The following is an 18,089-nucleotide window of genomic DNA, read 5'->3' on the forward strand; positions in this document are numbered from 1 at the left end:
ACGCAAAAAAAACGGAGCCCGAAGGCTCCGTGTGTTCATGCAACCGGCCCGAATCACGCCAGTTTCTTGTGCCGTACACGGTGCGGCTGTGCAGCGGCTTCGCCGAGGCGCTTTTTACGGTCGGCCTCGTACTCGGTGTAGTTGCCTTCGAAGAACACGGCTTGCGAGTCGTCTTCGTACGCCAGGATGTGGGTCGCGACGCGGTCAAGGAACCACCGATCGTGAGAGATCACAATGGCGGCGCCCGGGAAGTCCAGCAGGGCTTCTTCCAGGGAACGCAGGGTTTCAACGTCGAGGTCGTTGGACGGTTCGTCGAGCAGCAGGACGTTGCCGCCCTCTTTCAAGGTCAGGGCCAGGTGCAAGCGACCGCGCTCACCACCAGACAGGTCCTTGACGAACTTCTGCTGATCGCCACCCTTGAAGTTGAAGCGACCGACGTAGGTACGCGACGGGATCTCGTAGTTGCCGATGCGGATCTGATCCGAACCGTCGGAGATCTGCTGGAACACGGTCTTGCTGCCATCCAGGTCCTCGCGGCTCTGGTCCACGCAAGCCAGCTGCACGGTTTCGCCGACTTCGATGGAACCCGAATCCGGTTGTTCCTTGCCCATCAGCATGCGGAACAGCGTCGATTTACCGGCACCGTTACCACCGATTACACCGACGATGGCGCCTTTAGGCATCGAGAACGACAGGTTGTCGATCAGTACGCGATCCCCATAGCCCTTGGTGACATTCTTGAATTCGATGACCTTGTCGCCCAGGCGCGGACCGGCCGGGATGTAGATCTCGTTGGTTTCGCTGCGCTTCTGGAATTCCTGCGACTGCATTTCTTCGAAACGTTGCAGACGAGCCTTGGATTTCGACTGGCGAGCCTTGGCGCCTTTGCGCACCCACTCCAGTTCTTCTTTCATGGCTTTTTCGTGGGCCGACTGCTGCTTGGATTCGGCAGCCAGACGATCGGACTTGGCTTCCAGCCAACCCGAATAGTTGCCCTCGTAAGGAATACCAGCGCCGCGGTCGAGTTCCAGAATCCAGCCGGCGACGTTATCGAGGAAGTAACGGTCGTGCGTGATCGCGACCACGGTGCCCGGGAAATCGTGCAGGAAGTGCTCAAGCCACGCAACGGAATCGGCGTCCAGGTGGTTGGTCGGTTCGTCGAGCAGCAGCATGTCCGGTGCGGACAGCAGCAGACGGCACAGGGCCACACGACGTTTCTCACCACCGGAGAGGAATTCGACCTTGGCGTCCCACGCTGGCAGACGCAGCGCATCGGCGGCGACTTCCAGTTGGCGATCCAGGTTGTGACCGTCGCTGGCTTGCAGGATGGCTTCGAGCTTGGCCTGTTCTGCGGCCAGTTTGTCGAAGTCGGCATCTTCATCAGCGTAGGCCGCGTAGACCTCGTCCAGGCGAGCCTGGGCGTTCTTGATCACGCTGACCGCTTCCTCGACCACTTCACGCACGGTCTTGGTCGGATCCAGTTGAGGCTCTTGCGGCAGGTAACCGATGTTCAGGTCCGGCATCGGACGGGCTTCGCCGTCGAATTCGGTATCAACGCCAGCCATGATTTTCAGCAGCGTGGACTTACCCGAACCGTTGAGGCCGAGGACGCCAATCTTGGCGCCCGGGAAGAATGACAGAGAAATGTTTTTCAGGATTTCCCGCTTCGGTGGAACAACTTTGCCCAGCCGATGCATGGTGAATACGTATTGAGCCATGGAGAACCTTGGGTCAGTGACTGATGAATGATTGGAGCGCAGGCAATGCCCGGCCAGACCGTGCGCGTCGCTCGCTTGAGGCTATCAATACGTGCGCGCTGAAAAAGTCTGAGTCTAGGAGCTGGAACGCTCCCGCGTAACCGGCAAAGCTACCTGATTGACCAGTGGCAGTCCAGCCGACGGACTGGGGCTGGCACTTCGCCACAACTCAGGGCATGCTAGCCGCCCTTCGGGCGTCCGGCTTATAGTGCGCGTCGCGCCAGTCCAGCCAAACCGCAGGATGACAGCTTGTCCAACGCTCCTTTGTCCCTGACTTCCAGTGCGCCGACCACCGCGCCCGGCTCGCCCCTGCGCGGGACCTTGAGGGGCAGCCTGGCAACCCTCGTTTTGCTGCTACTGGCACTGCTGTTCTGGCAGTTGCTTGATCAACTGCGTGAAACCCAGACAAACCAGCGTCAGTACACCATCGATTACACCGCCGATCTGGCTGCGCAAGTCAGCCTCAACATGGCGCTCAACGCGCAGATCGCCCTCAACCTGCTGCCGATCATCGAGCAACCCCAAGGCACCGACGAATTGCAGGCACTGCAGCGCAAACTGCAACAGTCCCTGCCGGACTTGCACAGCCTGACCTTGCTCAGCCCTTCAGGTAAGGTTATCGGCGACAGCGCCAGCAACAGCGATGACACCGACTACCTCGCTGAACTCGTTCGTCGCAGCCATGCCCAGGCGCATTATTTCAGCAATGCCAATGATGGCTCGGTGGTGTACTTGCTGCTGCATCAAGCCAGCGGCAGTTCCCGTGGATACTGGGCACTGCGCCTGACACCGACCTTCTTTGCTTCGCTGACCAAGCAATCGCAAGCCGGTGACCGCCCGCTGTGGCTGGTAGAGAACCGCATCGATCACCAGATCATCAGCCGCGACGAAGCGATGCCTTCGGTCAATCCGGGCACCCTGACCGAGGACGATGTTGCCAACAGCGTGCTGACCGTTCCGTTGAGCAGCAGCGACTGGCAATTACGCGGGCTGTTCGATCGACAAGATGTGCTCGAAGAACTGCTGCCGGCGTTTATTGGAAAATGCCTGCTGGGGCTGGCGTTTTCCATGCTGCCGTTCATCGCCTTGCTCAACATGCGCCGCCGCCAACGCCAGCTGCATGAGGGCCGCCGCCGCTATCAAGACATTTTCGAAGGCACTGGCGTCGCCTTGTGCGTACTGGATATGTCCGGGTTGCAGAACGCTTTCAACAAGGCGCAACTGCAAGGCGGCGAACAGTTGCAAGCATGGCTGGCAGTGCCGGAGCAGCGCCAGCGATTGCTCCAGGAACTGCGCATCACCGAGGTCAACCAGGTCGCGCTGCAATTGCTCAACGTCGATTGCTCCGACCAAGCCTGGAAACGCCTGATCGATGGCGATCCGCTTAATGGCAGCGCCATCGGCGACCAGGTGCTCGAGGCGGCGCTCAACCAGCAAAAACAACTTGAGCTGGAAATCAAACTGCAAAATGCAAATGGTCGGGACCAACACTTGTGGCTGGTGCTTCGCCTTCCGGAAAACAAGGTCGATTACCAGGCAGTGATCCTGAGCATCACCGATATCACCAGCCGCAAGCTCATCGAATTGTCTCTGCTGGAGCGTGAGGGATTCTGGTCGGACGTGGTGCGTACCGTCCCGGATCACCTGTATGTGCAGGACGTGATCAGTCAGCGAATGATTTTCAGCAACCACCATCTGGGCCAGACACTGGGTTACAGCCGCACCGAGCTGCACCAGATGGGTGAGTACTTCTGGGAAATCCTGCTGCATCCCGAAGACGCCGATTACTACCACCGCTCGCGTCAAGTCCAGCGCCAGGCCGGTTACCGCCAGTTGATGCAATGCCAGTTGCGCTTCCGCCATCAGGATGGGCAATGGCGACGCTTCGAGATTCGCGAGCAGGCATTGGCGCGGGACAAGGACAATCAGGTCACGCGGATTATCGGCGTGGCCAAGGACATCACCGACCAGATCGAAGCCAGCGAATCCCTGCGCGACAGCGAGCAGCGCTACCGAATGCTCGCCGAAAGCATCAGCGATGTGATTTTTTCCACCGACAGCCGGCTGGCACTCAACTACGTCAGCCCGTCGGTGCAAGCAGTATTGGGCTATGACGTCGAGTGGATATTTCAGAACGGCTGGCAATCGACGATCGCCAACCCGCAACAATTGATGGGCATCTACAGCCTGATGGACCGGGTCAGCAAGGCGCTGGACTCGGCCGATCAACTGGCCCGTTTGCGCAGCCAGGTGCAAACCCAACTGTTCCTTTTCGACTGTCTGCGGGCCGACGGGCGCAAGATTCCCATCGAACTGCGCCTGGTGCTGGTCTGGGACGAACACGGCGCCTTTGAAGGGGTGCTGGGTGTCGGCCGCGACATCAGCCAGCAACGCCGGGCGGAAAAGGATCTGCGCATGGCGGCCACGGTTTTCGAGCACTCGACATCGGCGATCCTGATCACCGACCCCGCTGGCTACATCGTTCAGGCCAACGAAGCGTTCAGTCGTGTCAGCGGCTACGCCGTGGAGCAGGTGCTCGACCAGTTGCCGAACATGCTGACCGTCGACGATCAGCAGGAAGCCCACCTGCGTTACGTGCTCAAGCAACTCAATCAGCACAGCACCTGGGAAGGCGAAGTGTGGCTGCGCCGGCGCAATGGCGAACACTATCCCGCCTGGGTCGGCATCACCGCAGTACTGGATGACGAAGGCGATCTGGCCAGTTACGTGTGCTTTTTCAGTGACATCAGCGAGCGCAAGGCCAGCGAGCAACGCATTCACCGCCTCGCTTATTACGACGCCCTGACCCACCTGCCCAACCGCACGCTGTTTCAGGATCGTCTGCACACGGCGTTGCAGGCAGCGGAGCGCCAGAAGTCATGGGTCGTGCTGATGTTCCTCGACCTCGACCGTTTCAAGCCGATCAATGACTCCCTGGGTCATGCCGCTGGCGATCGTATGCTCAAGGACATGGCCACGCGCCTGCTCGGCTGCGTGGATGACGACGACACCGTGGCACGCATGGGCGGTGACGAGTTCACGTTGCTTCTGCAACCGCGGGCCAACCGTGAAATCGCCTTGAACCGGGCGATTCATGTGGCCGAGCAGATTCTCGCCAGCCTGGTGAAACCGTTCGTGCTCGAAGGCCGCGAGTTCTTTGTCACGGCCAGTATCGGCATCGCCCTGAGCCCGCAGGACGGCAACGAACTCAGCCAGTTGATGAAGAACGCCGACACGGCGATGTACCACGCCAAGGAGCGCGGCAAGAACAACTTCCAGTTCTATCAGGCGGACATGAACGCCAGCGCCCTGGAGCGACTGGAGCTGGAAAGCGACTTGCGCCACGCCCTGGAGCAAAACGAATTCGTGCTGTATTACCAACCGCAGTTCAGTGGTGACGGCAAGCGTCTGACCGGTGCCGAGGCGCTGTTGCGCTGGCGTCATCCACGCCGCGGGCTGGTGCCGCCGGGGGACTTCATTCCGGTACTCGAAGAGCTCGGATTGGTGGTTGATGTCGGTGACTGGGTGATCCTTGAGGCCTGTCGTCAGCTCAAATCCTGGCACCAGGCCAAAGTGCGCGTGCCCAAGGTTTCGGTGAACATCTCGGCGCGGCAGTTCTCCGATGGCCAACTCGGCACGCGCATCGCCACGATTCTCAAGGAAACCGGCCTGCCGCCGGGATGCCTGGAGCTGGAGCTGACCGAAAGCATTCTGATGCGCGAAGTCAGTGAAGCGATGCAGATCCTCGACGGCCTGAAAAATCTTGGATTGAGCATTGCGGTCGATGACTTTGGCACCGGCTATTCGTCGCTCAACTACCTCAAGCAGTTCCCGATCGATGTACTGAAAATCGACCGCACCTTTGTCGACGGCCTGCCGTCCGGCGAACAGGATGCGCAGATTGCCCGAGCGATCATCGCCATGGCTCACAGCCTCAATCTGTCGGTGATCGCCGAAGGTGTGGAAACCCAGGAGCAGCTTGATTTCCTGCGTGAGCACGGTTGTGACGAAGTGCAGGGTTATCTGTTCGGGCGACCGATGCCGGCCGATCGATTCGAAGGGCAGTTCAGCAATGATGCGCTGTTCATTTTCGACTGAAATTGTGCAGCGAGGCTGATGACGCGATCGCCAGCAAGCCGGATCCTACGTTGAAATGCAGTCTCCTGCAGGAGCCGGCTTGCTGGCGTGGCCGGCACATTCACCGCTGATCCCGTCATGAAGCCCACTTGTCTGCGACATGATGCCGTTTCATATGCCTTCCAAAACGCGTTGGGGTAGAATGCCCCCCTTTTCTGCCCCCGATCCTTGAGGACCGCCATGTTCAGCCGTGATTTGACTATTGCCAAGTACGACGCCGATCTCTTTGCCGCCATGGAGCAAGAAGCTCAGCGCCAGGAAGAGCACATTGAGCTGATCGCTTCGGAAAACTACACCAGCCCTGCGGTGATGGAAGCTCAAGGCTCGGTACTGACCAACAAGTACGCCGAAGGCTACCCGGGCAAGCGCTACTACGGTGGTTGCGAGTACGTCGACATCGTCGAGCAGCTGGCTATCGATCGCGCCAAAGAGCTGTTCGGCGCCGACTACGCCAACGTTCAGCCACACGCCGGTTCGCAAGCCAACAGCGCTGTTTACCTGGCCCTGCTATCGGCCGGTGACACCATCCTGGGCATGAGCCTGGCCCACGGCGGTCACCTGACCCACGGTGCCAGCGTTTCGTCTTCGGGCAAGCTGTACAACGCCGTTCAGTACGGCATCGACGCCAACGGCCTGATCGACTACGACGAAGTCGAGCGCCTGGCGGTCGAGAACAAGCCGAAAATGATCGTGGCCGGTTTCTCTGCCTACTCGCAGATCCTCGACTTCCCGCGTTTCCGCGCAATCGCGGACAAAGTGGGCGCTTACCTGTTCGTCGACATGGCCCACGTGGCCGGTCTGGTCGCCGCTGGCGTCTACCCGAACCCGGTTCCGTTCGCTGACGTCGTGACCACCACCACCCACAAGACCCTGCGCGGTCCACGTGGTGGCCTGATCCTGGCTCGCGCCAACGCCGACATCGAGAAGAAGCTGAACTCCGCGGTATTCCCGGGCGCCCAGGGCGGTCCGCTGGAACACGTGATCGCGGCCAAGGCGATCTGCTTCAAGGAAGCGCTGCAGCCTGAGTTCAAGGTTTACCAGCAACAAGTGGTGAAAAACGCCCAGGCCATGGCCAGCGTCTTCATCGAGCGCGGTTTCGACGTGGTATCCGGCGGTACTGAAAACCACCTGTTCCTGCTGTCGCTGATCAAGCAGGAAATTTCCGGTAAAGACGCCGACGCCGCTCTGGGCAAAGCGTTCATCACCGTGAACAAGAATTCCGTACCTAACGACCCACGCTCCCCGTTCGTCACTTCCGGTCTGCGTTTCGGCACCCCGGCTGTGACCACCCGCGGCTTCAAGGAAGCAGAGTGCAAGGAACTGGCTGGCTGGATCTGCGACATCCTGGCTGACCTGAACAATGAAGCGGTGATCGACGCCGTTCGTGAGAAGGTCAAGGCCATCTGCAAGAAGCTGCCGGTGTACGGCGCTTAATCAGCCCGCCTAACCGCAGTCTAAAAAAACCGGCCATGGAAATGGCCGGTTTTTTTTCGTCTGCGTTTTAAAGGCCGTCACTCTGTAGAAGCCGGCTTGCCGGCGAAGGCGGTCTTGAACCATTCACCAACCACTCGGACGCCTTCGCTGGCAAGCCAGCTCCTACAGGACCAGTATTACTGGTCAGACCGGTCATGCCAATTTCTTAAATTTTACTTGCGATCACCCAAAAGCCGAGCCTAGACTGCGCCTGCACTGGACATACCGGTAAGACCACAATAATTAAGTCCTGAAGTCAATGCGACTGACGCTCGGCTGCCAGGACACCGACCAGGATTCCTCCCATGCTCAGATGGTGCACGCGTTCAATCTTCCTCCAAGTGGTTCTCGGACTGGTGCTCGGCATCGTCTGTGGACTGACCCTTCCCGAATATTCCGCTCAACTCAAACCGCTCGGCGACGGCTTTATCAAGCTGATCAAAATGCTGATTGGCCTGATCGTGTTTTGCGTCGTGGTCAGTGGCATCAGCGGTGCCGGTGATCTGAAAAAAGTCGGCCGTATCGGCCTGAAGTCAGTGATCTACTTTGAAATACTCACCACCATTGCGCTGGTGATCGGTCTGGTGTTCGCCTTCAGTACTGGCATTGGCAGCGGCGCGAACATTCACCTGGAGCAGCTTTCCGCAGCCGACATGGGTGATATCGCCCAGCGCGGCCAGCACATGCACACCACTACGCAGTTCCTGATGGACCTGATTCCGACGTCGGTGATCGGTGCATTCGCCGACAACAACATCCTGCAAGTGCTGCTGTTCTCCGTGCTGTTCGGTAGCGCACTGAACCTGGTGGGTGAGGCGGCGTCAGGCATTTCCCGCCTGATCAATGAGTTGAGCCACGTAATCTTCCGCATCATGGGCATGATCGTGCGCCTGGCGCCGATCGGCGTGTTCGGTGCGATCGCCTTTACCACCAGCAAATATGGCCTGGACTCGCTGCAACATCTGGGTAGCCTGGTCGGCCTGTTCTACCTGACCTGCGTGGCTTTCGTGACGCTCATTCTCGGCCTGGTGATGCGCCTCTCCGGCCTGAAGATGTGGCCATTGCTCAAGTACCTGCGCGAAGAATTGCTGATCGTCATGGGCACCGCTTCATCCGATGCCGTGCTGCCACAAATCATGCGCAAGCTTGAGCATCTGGGGATCGGAAGTTCGACAGTCGGACTGGTGATTCCTACCGGTTACTCGTTCAACCTCGACGGTTTCTCGATATACCTGACCCTGGCCATCGTGTTCATCGCCAATGCTACCGGCACACCGCTGGCAATGACCGACCTGCTGACCATTCTGCTGGTGTCGTTGATCACCTCAAAAGGTGCGCACGGTATTCCGGGCTCGGCACTGGTGATCCTGGCGGCAACGCTGACGGCGATCCCGGCCATTCCGGTGGTGGGCCTGGTGCTGGTGCTGGCCGTGGACTGGTTCATGGGCATCGGCCGGGCGCTGACCAACCTGATCGGCAACTGCGTCGCCACAGTGGCCATTGCCCGTTGGGAAAAAGACATCGATGTGCAACGGGCGAACAAGGTACTTTCCGGCCAGGTGGGTTATACCTTCCAGCCGAGAAAACCGGTAACCGCGGCCCATCAGCAGGAATTTTGACGCAGGACCATCCGTAGGAGCTGCCGAAGGCTGCGATTTTTTGATCCTGCCCTCGGCGCTCAGTGACTGGTCATCAGCAACTCACGGAGCAAAAAGTGATTAGCACCTCAACCGTCGTCAATTCAGTCGTAGAAAAACTTCGGGCCGCGCTGGCCCGTGGTCAGTGGCGCTCCGGCGAAATGCTACCGGGACAACGTGAACTGGCCGAACAACTGGGCATCAGCCGGCCAAGCCTGCGTGAAGCAGTGATCGTGCTGGAAACCCTCGGCCTGGTGCGCTCGATGCCGGGTAAAGGCGTGGTGGTGCTTGAAGCGAATCTCGCCGACAGTCAGGCACATGACAGCGCAGTCGCCGCCGCGAGCCTGGAGGATGTGTTGCAACTGCGCTACACCCTCGAACCTTTCATCGTCGGCCTCGTGGCGCAGTCCATCAGCAGCAAGGAAGTCGGGCAACTGCGCCTCACCCTGATGGACATGCGCGAAGCCCTGGAAGCCAACGACAGCGAAGCCGGTGCGAATGCGTACATCGCGTTCCACGAAGAGCTGTTCGCGCTGACGTCGAATCCAATCTTCCAAAGCGTGGTCCAGCAAACCAGCAATGCCCTCAAGCAAAGCGCCGAAGTGCTGCGCAACTCCCCCGAACACCTGGCTGAACGGCTTGAAGAAAACGAAGCCGTGGTGCGGGCGATCCGCAGCAAGAACAGCGCCCAGGCCAGCGCCGAGATGCGTCGGCACATTCTTCGCGAAGGCCAGCGCATGGGCATCGAGTTGAACATCCCGGAAGACAACCTCGGCAGTTGAATCCTCTTCGAACCGGAGACAGGCCATGAACAGCTTCGCTTCACCGCAAACGCTTACCACCCTGCCCTTTCCACTGGCGGCGGATGATCTGTACTCGCGGGTCCTCGACGCCATCTTTGCACAGCGCATTCATGAGGCCAGCCGCTTTACCGAGGAAAGTCTGGCGCAGATGTTCGGCGCTCGGCGCAGCGACGTTCGTGGCGTGCTGACACGACTTTCTCATCAACAGATCATTGTTCTGCGCAGCAATCATCGTCCACGCGTTGCAACGCTCGGAGTCGATCAGGTTCGGCAAAACCTGCATGCCCGGCGCCTGACCGAGATCACGTTGGTACGACTGGCCTGTCAGCACCCTCTTCCACAAGATCTGCAATGTCTGCGCGCACTCATCGCGCGCGAGCGCCAATGCAGGGATCCTGCCTCAGCACTCCGGGTTTCGGGGGAGTTTCACGCGCAGCTGGCCGAAATGGCGGGAAATGCGCCACTGGCGCATTTTTTGGGAACACTTGTGCCGCTAGTATCGTTGGCCATTGCGCAATTTGATGCGCAAGCGGGAGGCTATTGCGATTGGCAAGCACATCAAGAGATTGTGGATGCGATTGAGCATGGCGATGCTTTGAAGGCCGAGACACTTCTACACCGGCATCTGGATCATTTGGAGGAGATGTTACTGAACGCTCAACCGTTACTCAGCCAGAACCGCGTTGCCGGCTAGTTCGTCTTCGCGGGCGAACCTCGCTTCTACAGACGAATACACTGCAAATGCAGGAGCGAGCCCGCTTGCGATGGCGACGTCAGACCCAATGAAAACGGCGGAGCTTACTCCGCCGCCACCCGCGAAAATCCTTCACGGATCTTTTCTTCCGGCAAATCATCGGCAATGAAAACGATCACGCTTTCACGCGTTTCATCGTCGGACCACTCGGTATCCCAGTCGAAACCGTACAACTTCAGAACTCCCTGGAACACCATGCGTCGCGGTTCGCCCTGGATGTTCAACACCCCCTTGTAGCGCAGCAGTTGCTTACCATGCTCCTCCAGCAGTTCGTTCATGAACTCGCTGAGCCTGTCGATATCCAGTGGTTTGTCGGTGCGCAGCACGAGGCTCGATATGCGGTCGATGGACGGGGCTTGGCTTACTGGACGCAAACTCACGCCGCCACCGAGATCAGCGTTTAGATTGAACCCGCGAACATCAAGCAATTCAGCCAGATCGATCTTGCCGTGATCGACGATGCGAATCGGTGCTCGGCGGTTGATACGGGTCAGGCGCTCGCTCAATGCCGTGAACGTCGGCTCGTTCACCAGGTCGCGCTTGCTCACCAGCAAACGGTCGGCGAAACCGATCTGTGCCTGGGCGATGGTCTGGGTCAGGTGCACGTCGGCATGCGCTGCGTCGACCAACGTGATGATGCCGTCAAGGATGTAGCGTTCGCGCAGTTCTTCGTCGATGAAAAAGGTTTGCGCCACCGGTGCCGGATCCGCCAGGCCTGTGCATTCGATCACCAGGCGGTCGAAGGCGATGTCGCCGCTGTCGAGGCGCTCGAGCAGCAGATACAAGGCTTTGGTCAGGTCGGTGTGGATGGTGCAGCAGACACAGCCGTTGGACAGCGTCATCACTTGTACCGGCTCGTCGCCCAACAGTTGGGTGTCGATACCGGCATCGCTGAATTCGTTCTCGATCACGGCGATTTTCAGGCCGTGCTCGGCTTTGAGCAGGTGGCGCAGCAACGTGGTCTTGCCGGCACCGAGGAAGCCGCTGAGGATCGTGACGGGTATAGGGACTGACAAAATAAGGTCTCCTGGGCGCAGAAAAAACTGTAGGAGCCGGCTTGCTGGCGATGGCGTCCCGAAGATCGCTATCGCCAGCAAGCCGGCTCCTACAGAGGTGATGCCTAAGTGGTGTGTTTCAACAGCACTTAGGCCCACCCTTGCCACCGTAACGGGCTTCCTGACGTTCGCGAAAGAACATCTCGTAGCTCATCACCGGTTTGTCCGGGTGCTTGGTCTGCATATGCTCGACGTAGTTGTCGTAGTCGGGCATGCCGACCATCAGGCGCGCAGCCTGACCGAGGTATTTACCGAGGCGACTCAGGTCATTGAACATGGTGCAAATCCTCGGTTACGCGTCCGGCAGTGCCTGGAATGGCGACTCTTTATCCGTGCGTTCTTTTTTACCCCAGGCGGCAATGCCGACCTTGAGCGCATAGAACAGGATGCTGAATACCACGAACAGGAACAGCGCGGTCAGCGTTGCGTTGGTGTAGGCGTTGAAGATCACGTGTTGCATCTGCGTAATGTCCTTGGCCGGGGCGAGAATCTGGCCATTGGCCAAGGCATCGCTGTATTTTTTCGCCAACGCCAGGAAGCCGATCGCCGGGTTGGCGTCGAACAGCTTGATGAAGCCTGCGGTGGTGGTGCAGATCAGCAGCCATACTGCCGGCAGCATGGTCACCCAGACATAACGCTGGCGCTTCATCTTGATCAGTACCACGGTGCCGAGCATCAATGCGATACCGGCCAGCATCTGGTTGGAGATGCCGAACAACGGCCACAAGGTGTTGATGCCACCCAGTGGATCGATCACGCCCTGGTACAGCAACCAACCCCACATGGCCACACAACCGGCGGTGGCAATCAGGTTGGCGGTCCAGGATTCGGTGCGTTTCAACGCTGGCACGAAAGAGCCGAGCAAATCCTGGAGCATGAAGCGCCCGGCTCGGGTGCCGGCGTCGACTGCCGTCAGGATGAACAGCGCTTCGAACAGGATCGCGAAGTGGTACCAGAACGCCATGGTGTTTTCACCCGGCAGAACACTGTGCAGGATCTGCGCGATACCGACCGCCAGGGTCGGTGCACCGCCGGCACGGGCCAGGATGGTGGTTTCACCGATGTCGTGGGCCACTGCCTGCAGCGCTTCCGGGGTAATTGCAAAGCCCCAGCTGCTGACGGCTTGCGCCACTGCCACCACATCACCGCCGACCACGGCCGGTGGGCTGTTCATGGCGAAGTACACGCCAGGTTCGATCACCGATGCTGCAACCATGGCCATGATGGCGACGAAGGACTCCATCAACATGCCGCCGTAGCCGATGTAACGGGCGTTGGTTTCGTTATCCAGTAACTTCGGCGTGGTGCCGGAAGAAATCAGCGCATGGAAACCGGAGACCGCGCCGCAGGCAATGGTGATGAACAGGAACGGGAACAGACCGCCTTTCCATACCGGACCGGTGCCGTCGACGAACTGGGTCAGCGCCGGCATTTTCAGCTCGGGCATGGTCACCAGGATGCCGATGGCCAATGCGACGATGGTGCCGATCTTGAGGAAGGTCGACAGGTAGTCGCGCGGGGCCAGAATCAGCCACACCGGCAACACTGCGGCGACGAAACCGTAGCCAATCAACATCCAGGTAATCTGGATACCGGTAAAGGTAAAGGCCTTGGCCCACACCGGATCGGCGGCTATCTGCCCGCCGAGCCAGATCGAACCGAGCAGCAACAGCACGCCGATCACCGAGATTTCGCCGATGCGACCCGGGCGGATGTAGCGCATGTAGATGCCCATGAACATCGCGATCGGGATGGTCGCCATCACCGTGAAAATACCCCACGGGCTCTCGGCCAGGGCTTTGACCACGATCAGCGCCAGCACCGCGAGGATGATGATCATGATCAGGAAGCAGCCGAACAGCGCGATGGTGCCGGGAATCCGGCCCATTTCTTCGCGGACCATATCGCCCAGGGAACGACCGTTGCGGCGGGTGGACATGAACAGGACCATGAAGTCCTGAACGGCACCGGCCAGCACCACCCCGGCGATCAGCCACAGCGTGCCGGGCAGGTAGCCCATCTGCGCCGCCAGGACCGGGCCGACCAGTGGACCTGCACCGGCGATGGCCGCGAAGTGGTGACCGAAGAGGATGTGTTTGTTGGTTGGAACGTAGTCCAGACCGTCGTTATTGAGCACGGCAGGGGTAGCCCGTCGCGCATCGAGTTGCATGACATTGTTGGCGATGAACAGACTGTAGTAGCGGTAGGCGACCAGATAGATGGCCACAGCAGCGACCACAATCCACAAGGCGTTGATCGCCTCGCCTCGGCGCAATGCCACTACGCCCAAAGCACACGCACCTATGATTGCCAGCAACAGCCAGGGTAGATGGCGTAGCAGGCTATTATTATTTTTCATTTTAGGATTCCAGCCAGAGTGGACAAGAAAAGACAGCCACACCGAGTTTAGCGCTCCTGACGACAAAGACCATACCCAACGTTGGTCTAGAGCCCTGTCCTGGTTGGCAGGTTCTGACAATGCGGGTCTATAGTCAGCGAACATCAAGAGGATTGCGCCATGAGCGAGCACCCCGCCGAACGTCGCCGCTTCAAACGAATCGCGTTCGATGCCAGGACCGAGCTGAGCCAGGGAGAGTACATCTGGCCGGTGAAGCTGGTTGATTTGTCGCTCAAGGGCTTGCTGATCGAGCGACCCGATCCTTGGCAGGGCAATCCCGAGCAGGACTTTTCAGTCGACATTCATCTAAGCGATGACATCGACATCTTCATGGATGTGCACCTGACCCACGAAGAACACGGCCAGCTCGGCTTCGTCTGCCGACACATCAGCCTGGAGTCTATTGAGCGCCTGCGGCGCCTGATCGAACTCAACCTGGCCGACCAGCATGAACTGGAGCGCGAACTGGGCGAACTAATCGAAATCTGACCTCGTAGGAGCTGCCGAAGGCTGCGATCTTTTGACCTTATAAAAAAGATCGCGGCCTTCGGCAGCTTCTACGAGAGGTAGCACTTTATTCGAAGAGCGCATCCAGGGCCTGTTCCAGACGAGTGACGGCAATGATCTGCAACCCTGCCGGCGACTCTTTCGGCGCATTGCCCTTAGGCACGATGGCCCGCTTGAAGCCGTGCTTGGCGGCTTCTTTCAAACGCTCCTGACCGCTAGGAACCGGACGCACCTCACCGGAAAGCCCGACCTCACCGAACACCAACAGATCGTGGGGTAACGGCCGGTTGCGCAAACTGGACATCACCGCCGCCATCAACGCCAGGTCCGACGCGGTCTCCAGCACTTTCACCCCACCGACCACGTTGAGAAACACATCCTGATCGTGGGTTGGAATGCCACCATGACGGTGCAACACCGCCAGCAACATCGCCAAGCGGTTCTGATCCAGCCCGAGCGTGACCCGACGCGGATTAGCCAGGTGGCTGTCATCCACCAGCGCCTGGACTTCCACCAACATCGGCCGGGTGCCTTCCCACGTCGCCATGACCACGCTACCCGGGACTTCTTCCTGAGCACGGGTCAAAAAAATCGCAGAAGGGTTTGAGACTTCTTTCAGGCCCTTGTCGGTCATGCCGAACACGCCCAGTTCATTGACTGCACCGAAACGGTTCTTCACCGCCCGCAGCAGACGCAGGCGTCCATCGGACTCGCCTTCGAAATACAGCACGGTGTCGACCATGTGCTCCAGCACTCGAGGGCCAGCCAGCGCGCCTTCCTTGGTGACGTGGCCCACCAGGAAAATCGCCGTACCGCTCTGTTTGGCATAACGCACCAGCAACGCCGCACTTTCACGCACCTGGGATACACCACCCGGTGCCGATTGCAGTTGCTCGGTAAAGATCGTCTGGATCGAATCGATCACCATGACCTTGGGCTTTTCCTGGCGGGCCGTGGCAATGATGGTTTCGATGCAGGTTTCGGTCATGACCCGCAACCGATCCTGGGGCAACCCCAGTCGCCGGGCACGCATGGCCACTTGCTGCTGAGACTCTTCGCCAGTGACATACAACGCCGGCATGCTTTTGGCGAGATTGCACAGGGTTTGCAAAAGAATCGTCGACTTGCCGATGCCAGGGTCGCCGCCGATCAGCACCACCGATCCATCCACCAGGCCACCGCCCAGCACGCGGTCGAGTTCGCTTGAGGCCGTAGAAAAACGCGGTATCTCTTCAACGCTGACCTCGGCCAGGGTCTTGATCTGCGCCTGTTGGCCGGTCCAACCGGTACGACCACTGGGCGCCGCTGCCCCGCCGCTTTCCACCATGGTTTCGGTGAGCGTGTTCCAGGCCCCGCATTCACCGCACTGGCCGGCCCACTTGGGGAAGGTTGAGCCGCACTCGGTGCAGCCGTACATGCGCTTGGCCTTGGCCATCGGAACCCCCGGAAAAAAACGCGATGATAGCTCAGGTGGGGCGCATCAGCGCGGCAAGAAAATGATTGATACGTTCAGGTTTACAGGAAGTACCCGTTGAATTGGCGCTTATTCAATTACTCCCACCATTTAATCTACCCTTGTCTAACTTTTCCACCCCGCCCCCTATACAGAGCAAACAACACTCAGAAAGCACTTCTCAAAAGCTATACAACCTTTAACCAATTAAACATGCACTGCACAACCAATCCAGAATAATGAATCTTGTTTAGATTCACTTAAACAGCAACTTCAACTTCCCCTTCAGAATATATAAACGCCAGAAGCACCTGTTCGACATCAACATCAGCGCTAATTAACCCCCTGGTTAATTAGCAACCTAAACGATCAACAAGACCGATGCGATCCTGTCAGATATATCATTCGGAACAAATATCAACTGCTCGACGAGGCATCAAGACTTCCATGAAAACATTGTTTCAAAAAGGAACTTTGCGCATCGCCGTGGCGCTCACCCGCGAGCGATCACTGCAACCTTTTTACCGCTGGCCTGGTCGATAGCAAGCTAATGCCGTGAGCAGTGGTTTCGAGCAAGAAGCGATTCGCTGATTTACACTGCGTTCATCAACCTCATCTGTAACAAGGAAATAACCTATGGGCGTGCTCAATGAATTCAAGGCCTTCGCGGTCAAAGGCAACGTGGTCGACATGGCTGTCGGCATCATCATCGGGGCCGCTTTCGGCAAGATCGTTACGTCGTTTGTGGGCGATCTGATCATGCCGCCAATCGGGATGTTGATCGGTGGCGTTGACTTCAGTGACCTGGTCATCACGCTCAAGGCAGCAGAGGGCAACACCCCGGCCGTGGTGCTGGCATACGGCAAATTCATTCAGACCATCATCGACTTCGTCATTGTCGCCTTCGCGATTTTCATGGGGGTCAAGGCCATCAACCGTCTGAAGCGCGAAGAATCCGTGGCGCCGACCTTGCCGCCGGTTCCGACCAAGGAAGAAGAATTGCTTGGCGAGATCCGTGACCTGCTGAAGGCACAGAACAACCAGCCTTGATCGAATGGCTTGGTAAAAAAACGGCGCCCGCGAGGCGCCGTTTTTTTTACCAGAAGTTTTCCACTGCGACCTGCCCGGGTCGCCGGCTCAGGCTCAGGTGCATATCGCGCTGTTTAAGCAGTTTGCGCGTGTCGTCGATCATCTGAGGGTTGCCGCAAAGCATGACCCGCGAATGCTCTGGCGTCAGCGCAACACCCGCCGCCCGCTCCAGCTCGCCATTCTCAATGAGCGTGGTAATTCGTCCATTCAGGGCTCCTGGATGCTGCTCGCGCGTGACCGTCGCGATAAATTGCAGTTTATGTGCGTGTTCCGCGAGGTACTCCCTTTGCGCCAGACCCGAAATCAATGCTTGATAGGCCAGCTCCCTGGTTTCACGCACGCTATAGACCAGGAGGATGCGCTCAAACTTCTCCCACACCTCGAAGTCCTGAAGTATTGACAGGAACGGCGCTATGCCTGTGCCTGTGGACAACAGCCACAGATCTCGCCCATCGACAAAACGGTCCAGTGTCAGGTAGCCGAAGGCCTGACGGTCCACCAACAAGGTATCGCCGACGCCCAAACGACTGAGCTCGCTGGTGAACTCACCTCCCGGGACGACGATGGAAAAGAACTCGAGGAATTCATCAAAAGGTGAGGACACCATGGAATAAGCGCGCCATACCGTGCTGCCATCAGCCTTGACCACTCCCAACCGGGCAAACTGTCCTGCACGGAATCGGAAACCTGCGTCGCGGGTTGCGCGCAAAGTGAACAGGTTCGCAGTCACCGGCTGTACGTCGACCAAGGTCTGACGTGTGAATTTCTCTTCGCTGGCGGTCATAGGACGCTCCAATCAACAGACAGGAGCAGTGTCCCGCAAACCCACGGACGTAACCACCCATAGTTTGTAGTGGCTTTTAATGTATATCGAAGTGACTTATATCTATTTAGCACTACGAACAGTCCATATTGGATGTCACATAGCATTTCAATGCTGATCTTTCGCTTAAGAACCACAGGTACACTTTTCCTTATTTGCAAGAGCAAAAAGTCACAGCATGGCGCTAGGAATTATCCTACACT

Annotated in this window: 13 protein-coding genes; 7 read left to right on the top strand and 6 right to left on the bottom strand. The window is 58.4% G+C overall.

The features are described from left to right. Positions 1 to 53: 53 nt before the first annotated feature. Complete coding sequence (gene ettA / locus AD668_RS23205; protein WP_053162576.1) at positions 54 to 1,718, bottom strand: energy-dependent translational throttle protein EttA; 1,665 nt, start codon at positions 1,716 to 1,718, stop codon at positions 54 to 56. Positions 1,719 to 2,006: 288 nt separating this feature from the next. Between ettA and AD668_RS23210 the strand changes: the two genes are divergently transcribed. The 5 genes from AD668_RS23210 to AD668_RS23230 all read left to right on the top strand — a co-directional run bounded on the left by AD668_RS23210 (position 2,007) and on the right by AD668_RS23230 (position 10,501). Next, on the top strand, positions 2,007 to 5,855 hold the full coding sequence (locus AD668_RS23210) for a bifunctional diguanylate cyclase/phosphodiesterase (protein WP_053162578.1): 3,849 nt from the start codon (positions 2,007 to 2,009) through the stop codon (positions 5,853 to 5,855). Positions 5,856 to 6,074: 219 nt separating this feature from the next. Continuing rightward, positions 6,075 to 7,328, top strand: a complete 1,254-nt coding sequence (gene glyA, locus AD668_RS23215) for a serine hydroxymethyltransferase (RefSeq protein ID WP_053162579.1) — start codon at positions 6,075 to 6,077, stop codon at positions 7,326 to 7,328. A 344-nt stretch (positions 7,329 to 7,672) separates the two neighbouring features. Then, the gene (locus AD668_RS23220; RefSeq protein ID WP_053162582.1) at positions 7,673 to 8,986 is read left to right on the top strand and encodes a C4-dicarboxylate transporter DctA; all 1,314 of its coding nucleotides are present in this window, start codon (positions 7,673 to 7,675) and stop codon (positions 8,984 to 8,986) included. Between the two features lie 95 nt (positions 8,987 to 9,081). After that, the gene (locus tag AD668_RS23225; RefSeq protein WP_053162583.1) at positions 9,082 to 9,786 is read left to right on the top strand and encodes a FadR/GntR family transcriptional regulator; all 705 of its coding nucleotides are present in this window, start codon (positions 9,082 to 9,084) and stop codon (positions 9,784 to 9,786) included. A gap of 25 nt (positions 9,787 to 9,811) precedes the next feature. Next, positions 9,812 to 10,501, top strand: a complete 690-nt coding sequence (locus AD668_RS23230) for a GntR family transcriptional regulator (protein WP_053162585.1) — start codon at positions 9,812 to 9,814, stop codon at positions 10,499 to 10,501. A gap of 104 nt (positions 10,502 to 10,605) precedes the next feature. Here AD668_RS23230 and yjiA read toward each other — a convergent pair whose 3' ends face one another. From yjiA to AD668_RS23245, 3 genes are all read right to left on the bottom strand, one after another. Further along, positions 10,606 to 11,577, bottom strand: coding sequence for a GTPase (gene yjiA, locus AD668_RS23235; RefSeq protein WP_053162587.1), 972 nt, complete (start codon positions 11,575 to 11,577; stop codon positions 10,606 to 10,608). A gap of 118 nt (positions 11,578 to 11,695) precedes the next feature. After that, entirely contained in the window at positions 11,696 to 11,893 is a 198-nt protein-coding gene (locus tag AD668_RS23240) for a YbdD/YjiX family protein (protein WP_007895266.1), read from the bottom strand. Positions 11,894 to 11,908: 15 nt separating this feature from the next. Then, positions 11,909 to 13,975 (bottom strand): carbon starvation CstA family protein, encoded by a 2,067-nt coding sequence (locus AD668_RS23245; protein WP_053162589.1) that lies wholly within the window; start codon positions 13,973 to 13,975, stop codon positions 11,909 to 11,911. 159 nt (positions 13,976 to 14,134) lie between these two features. On the opposite strand from AD668_RS23245, the gene AD668_RS23250 reads away from it, so the two are divergent. Continuing rightward, positions 14,135 to 14,503, top strand: a complete 369-nt coding sequence (locus AD668_RS23250; RefSeq protein ID WP_053162591.1) for a PilZ domain-containing protein — start codon at positions 14,135 to 14,137, stop codon at positions 14,501 to 14,503. 85 nt (positions 14,504 to 14,588) lie between these two features. On the opposite strand, the gene radA is transcribed toward AD668_RS23250, so the two are convergent. Next, positions 14,589 to 15,956 (bottom strand): DNA repair protein RadA, encoded by a 1,368-nt coding sequence (gene radA / locus AD668_RS23255; protein WP_053162593.1) that lies wholly within the window; start codon positions 15,954 to 15,956, stop codon positions 14,589 to 14,591. A 654-nt stretch (positions 15,957 to 16,610) separates the two neighbouring features. Between radA and mscL the strand changes: the two genes are divergently transcribed. Next, complete coding sequence (mscL, locus tag AD668_RS23260) at positions 16,611 to 17,024, top strand: large-conductance mechanosensitive channel protein MscL (RefSeq protein WP_053162594.1); 414 nt, start codon at positions 16,611 to 16,613, stop codon at positions 17,022 to 17,024. 46 nt (positions 17,025 to 17,070) lie between these two features. Here the strand turns inward: mscL and AD668_RS23265 are convergent, their stop codons facing one another. Next, on the bottom strand, positions 17,071 to 17,847 hold the full coding sequence (locus tag AD668_RS23265; protein WP_053162595.1) for a ferredoxin--NADP reductase: 777 nt from the start codon (positions 17,845 to 17,847) through the stop codon (positions 17,071 to 17,073). Positions 17,848 to 18,089 lie beyond the last annotated feature (242 nt).

This window comes from Pseudomonas sp. P1.8, assembly GCF_001269805.1.
Lineage (GTDB): Bacteria > Pseudomonadota > Gammaproteobacteria > Pseudomonadales > Pseudomonadaceae > Aquipseudomonas.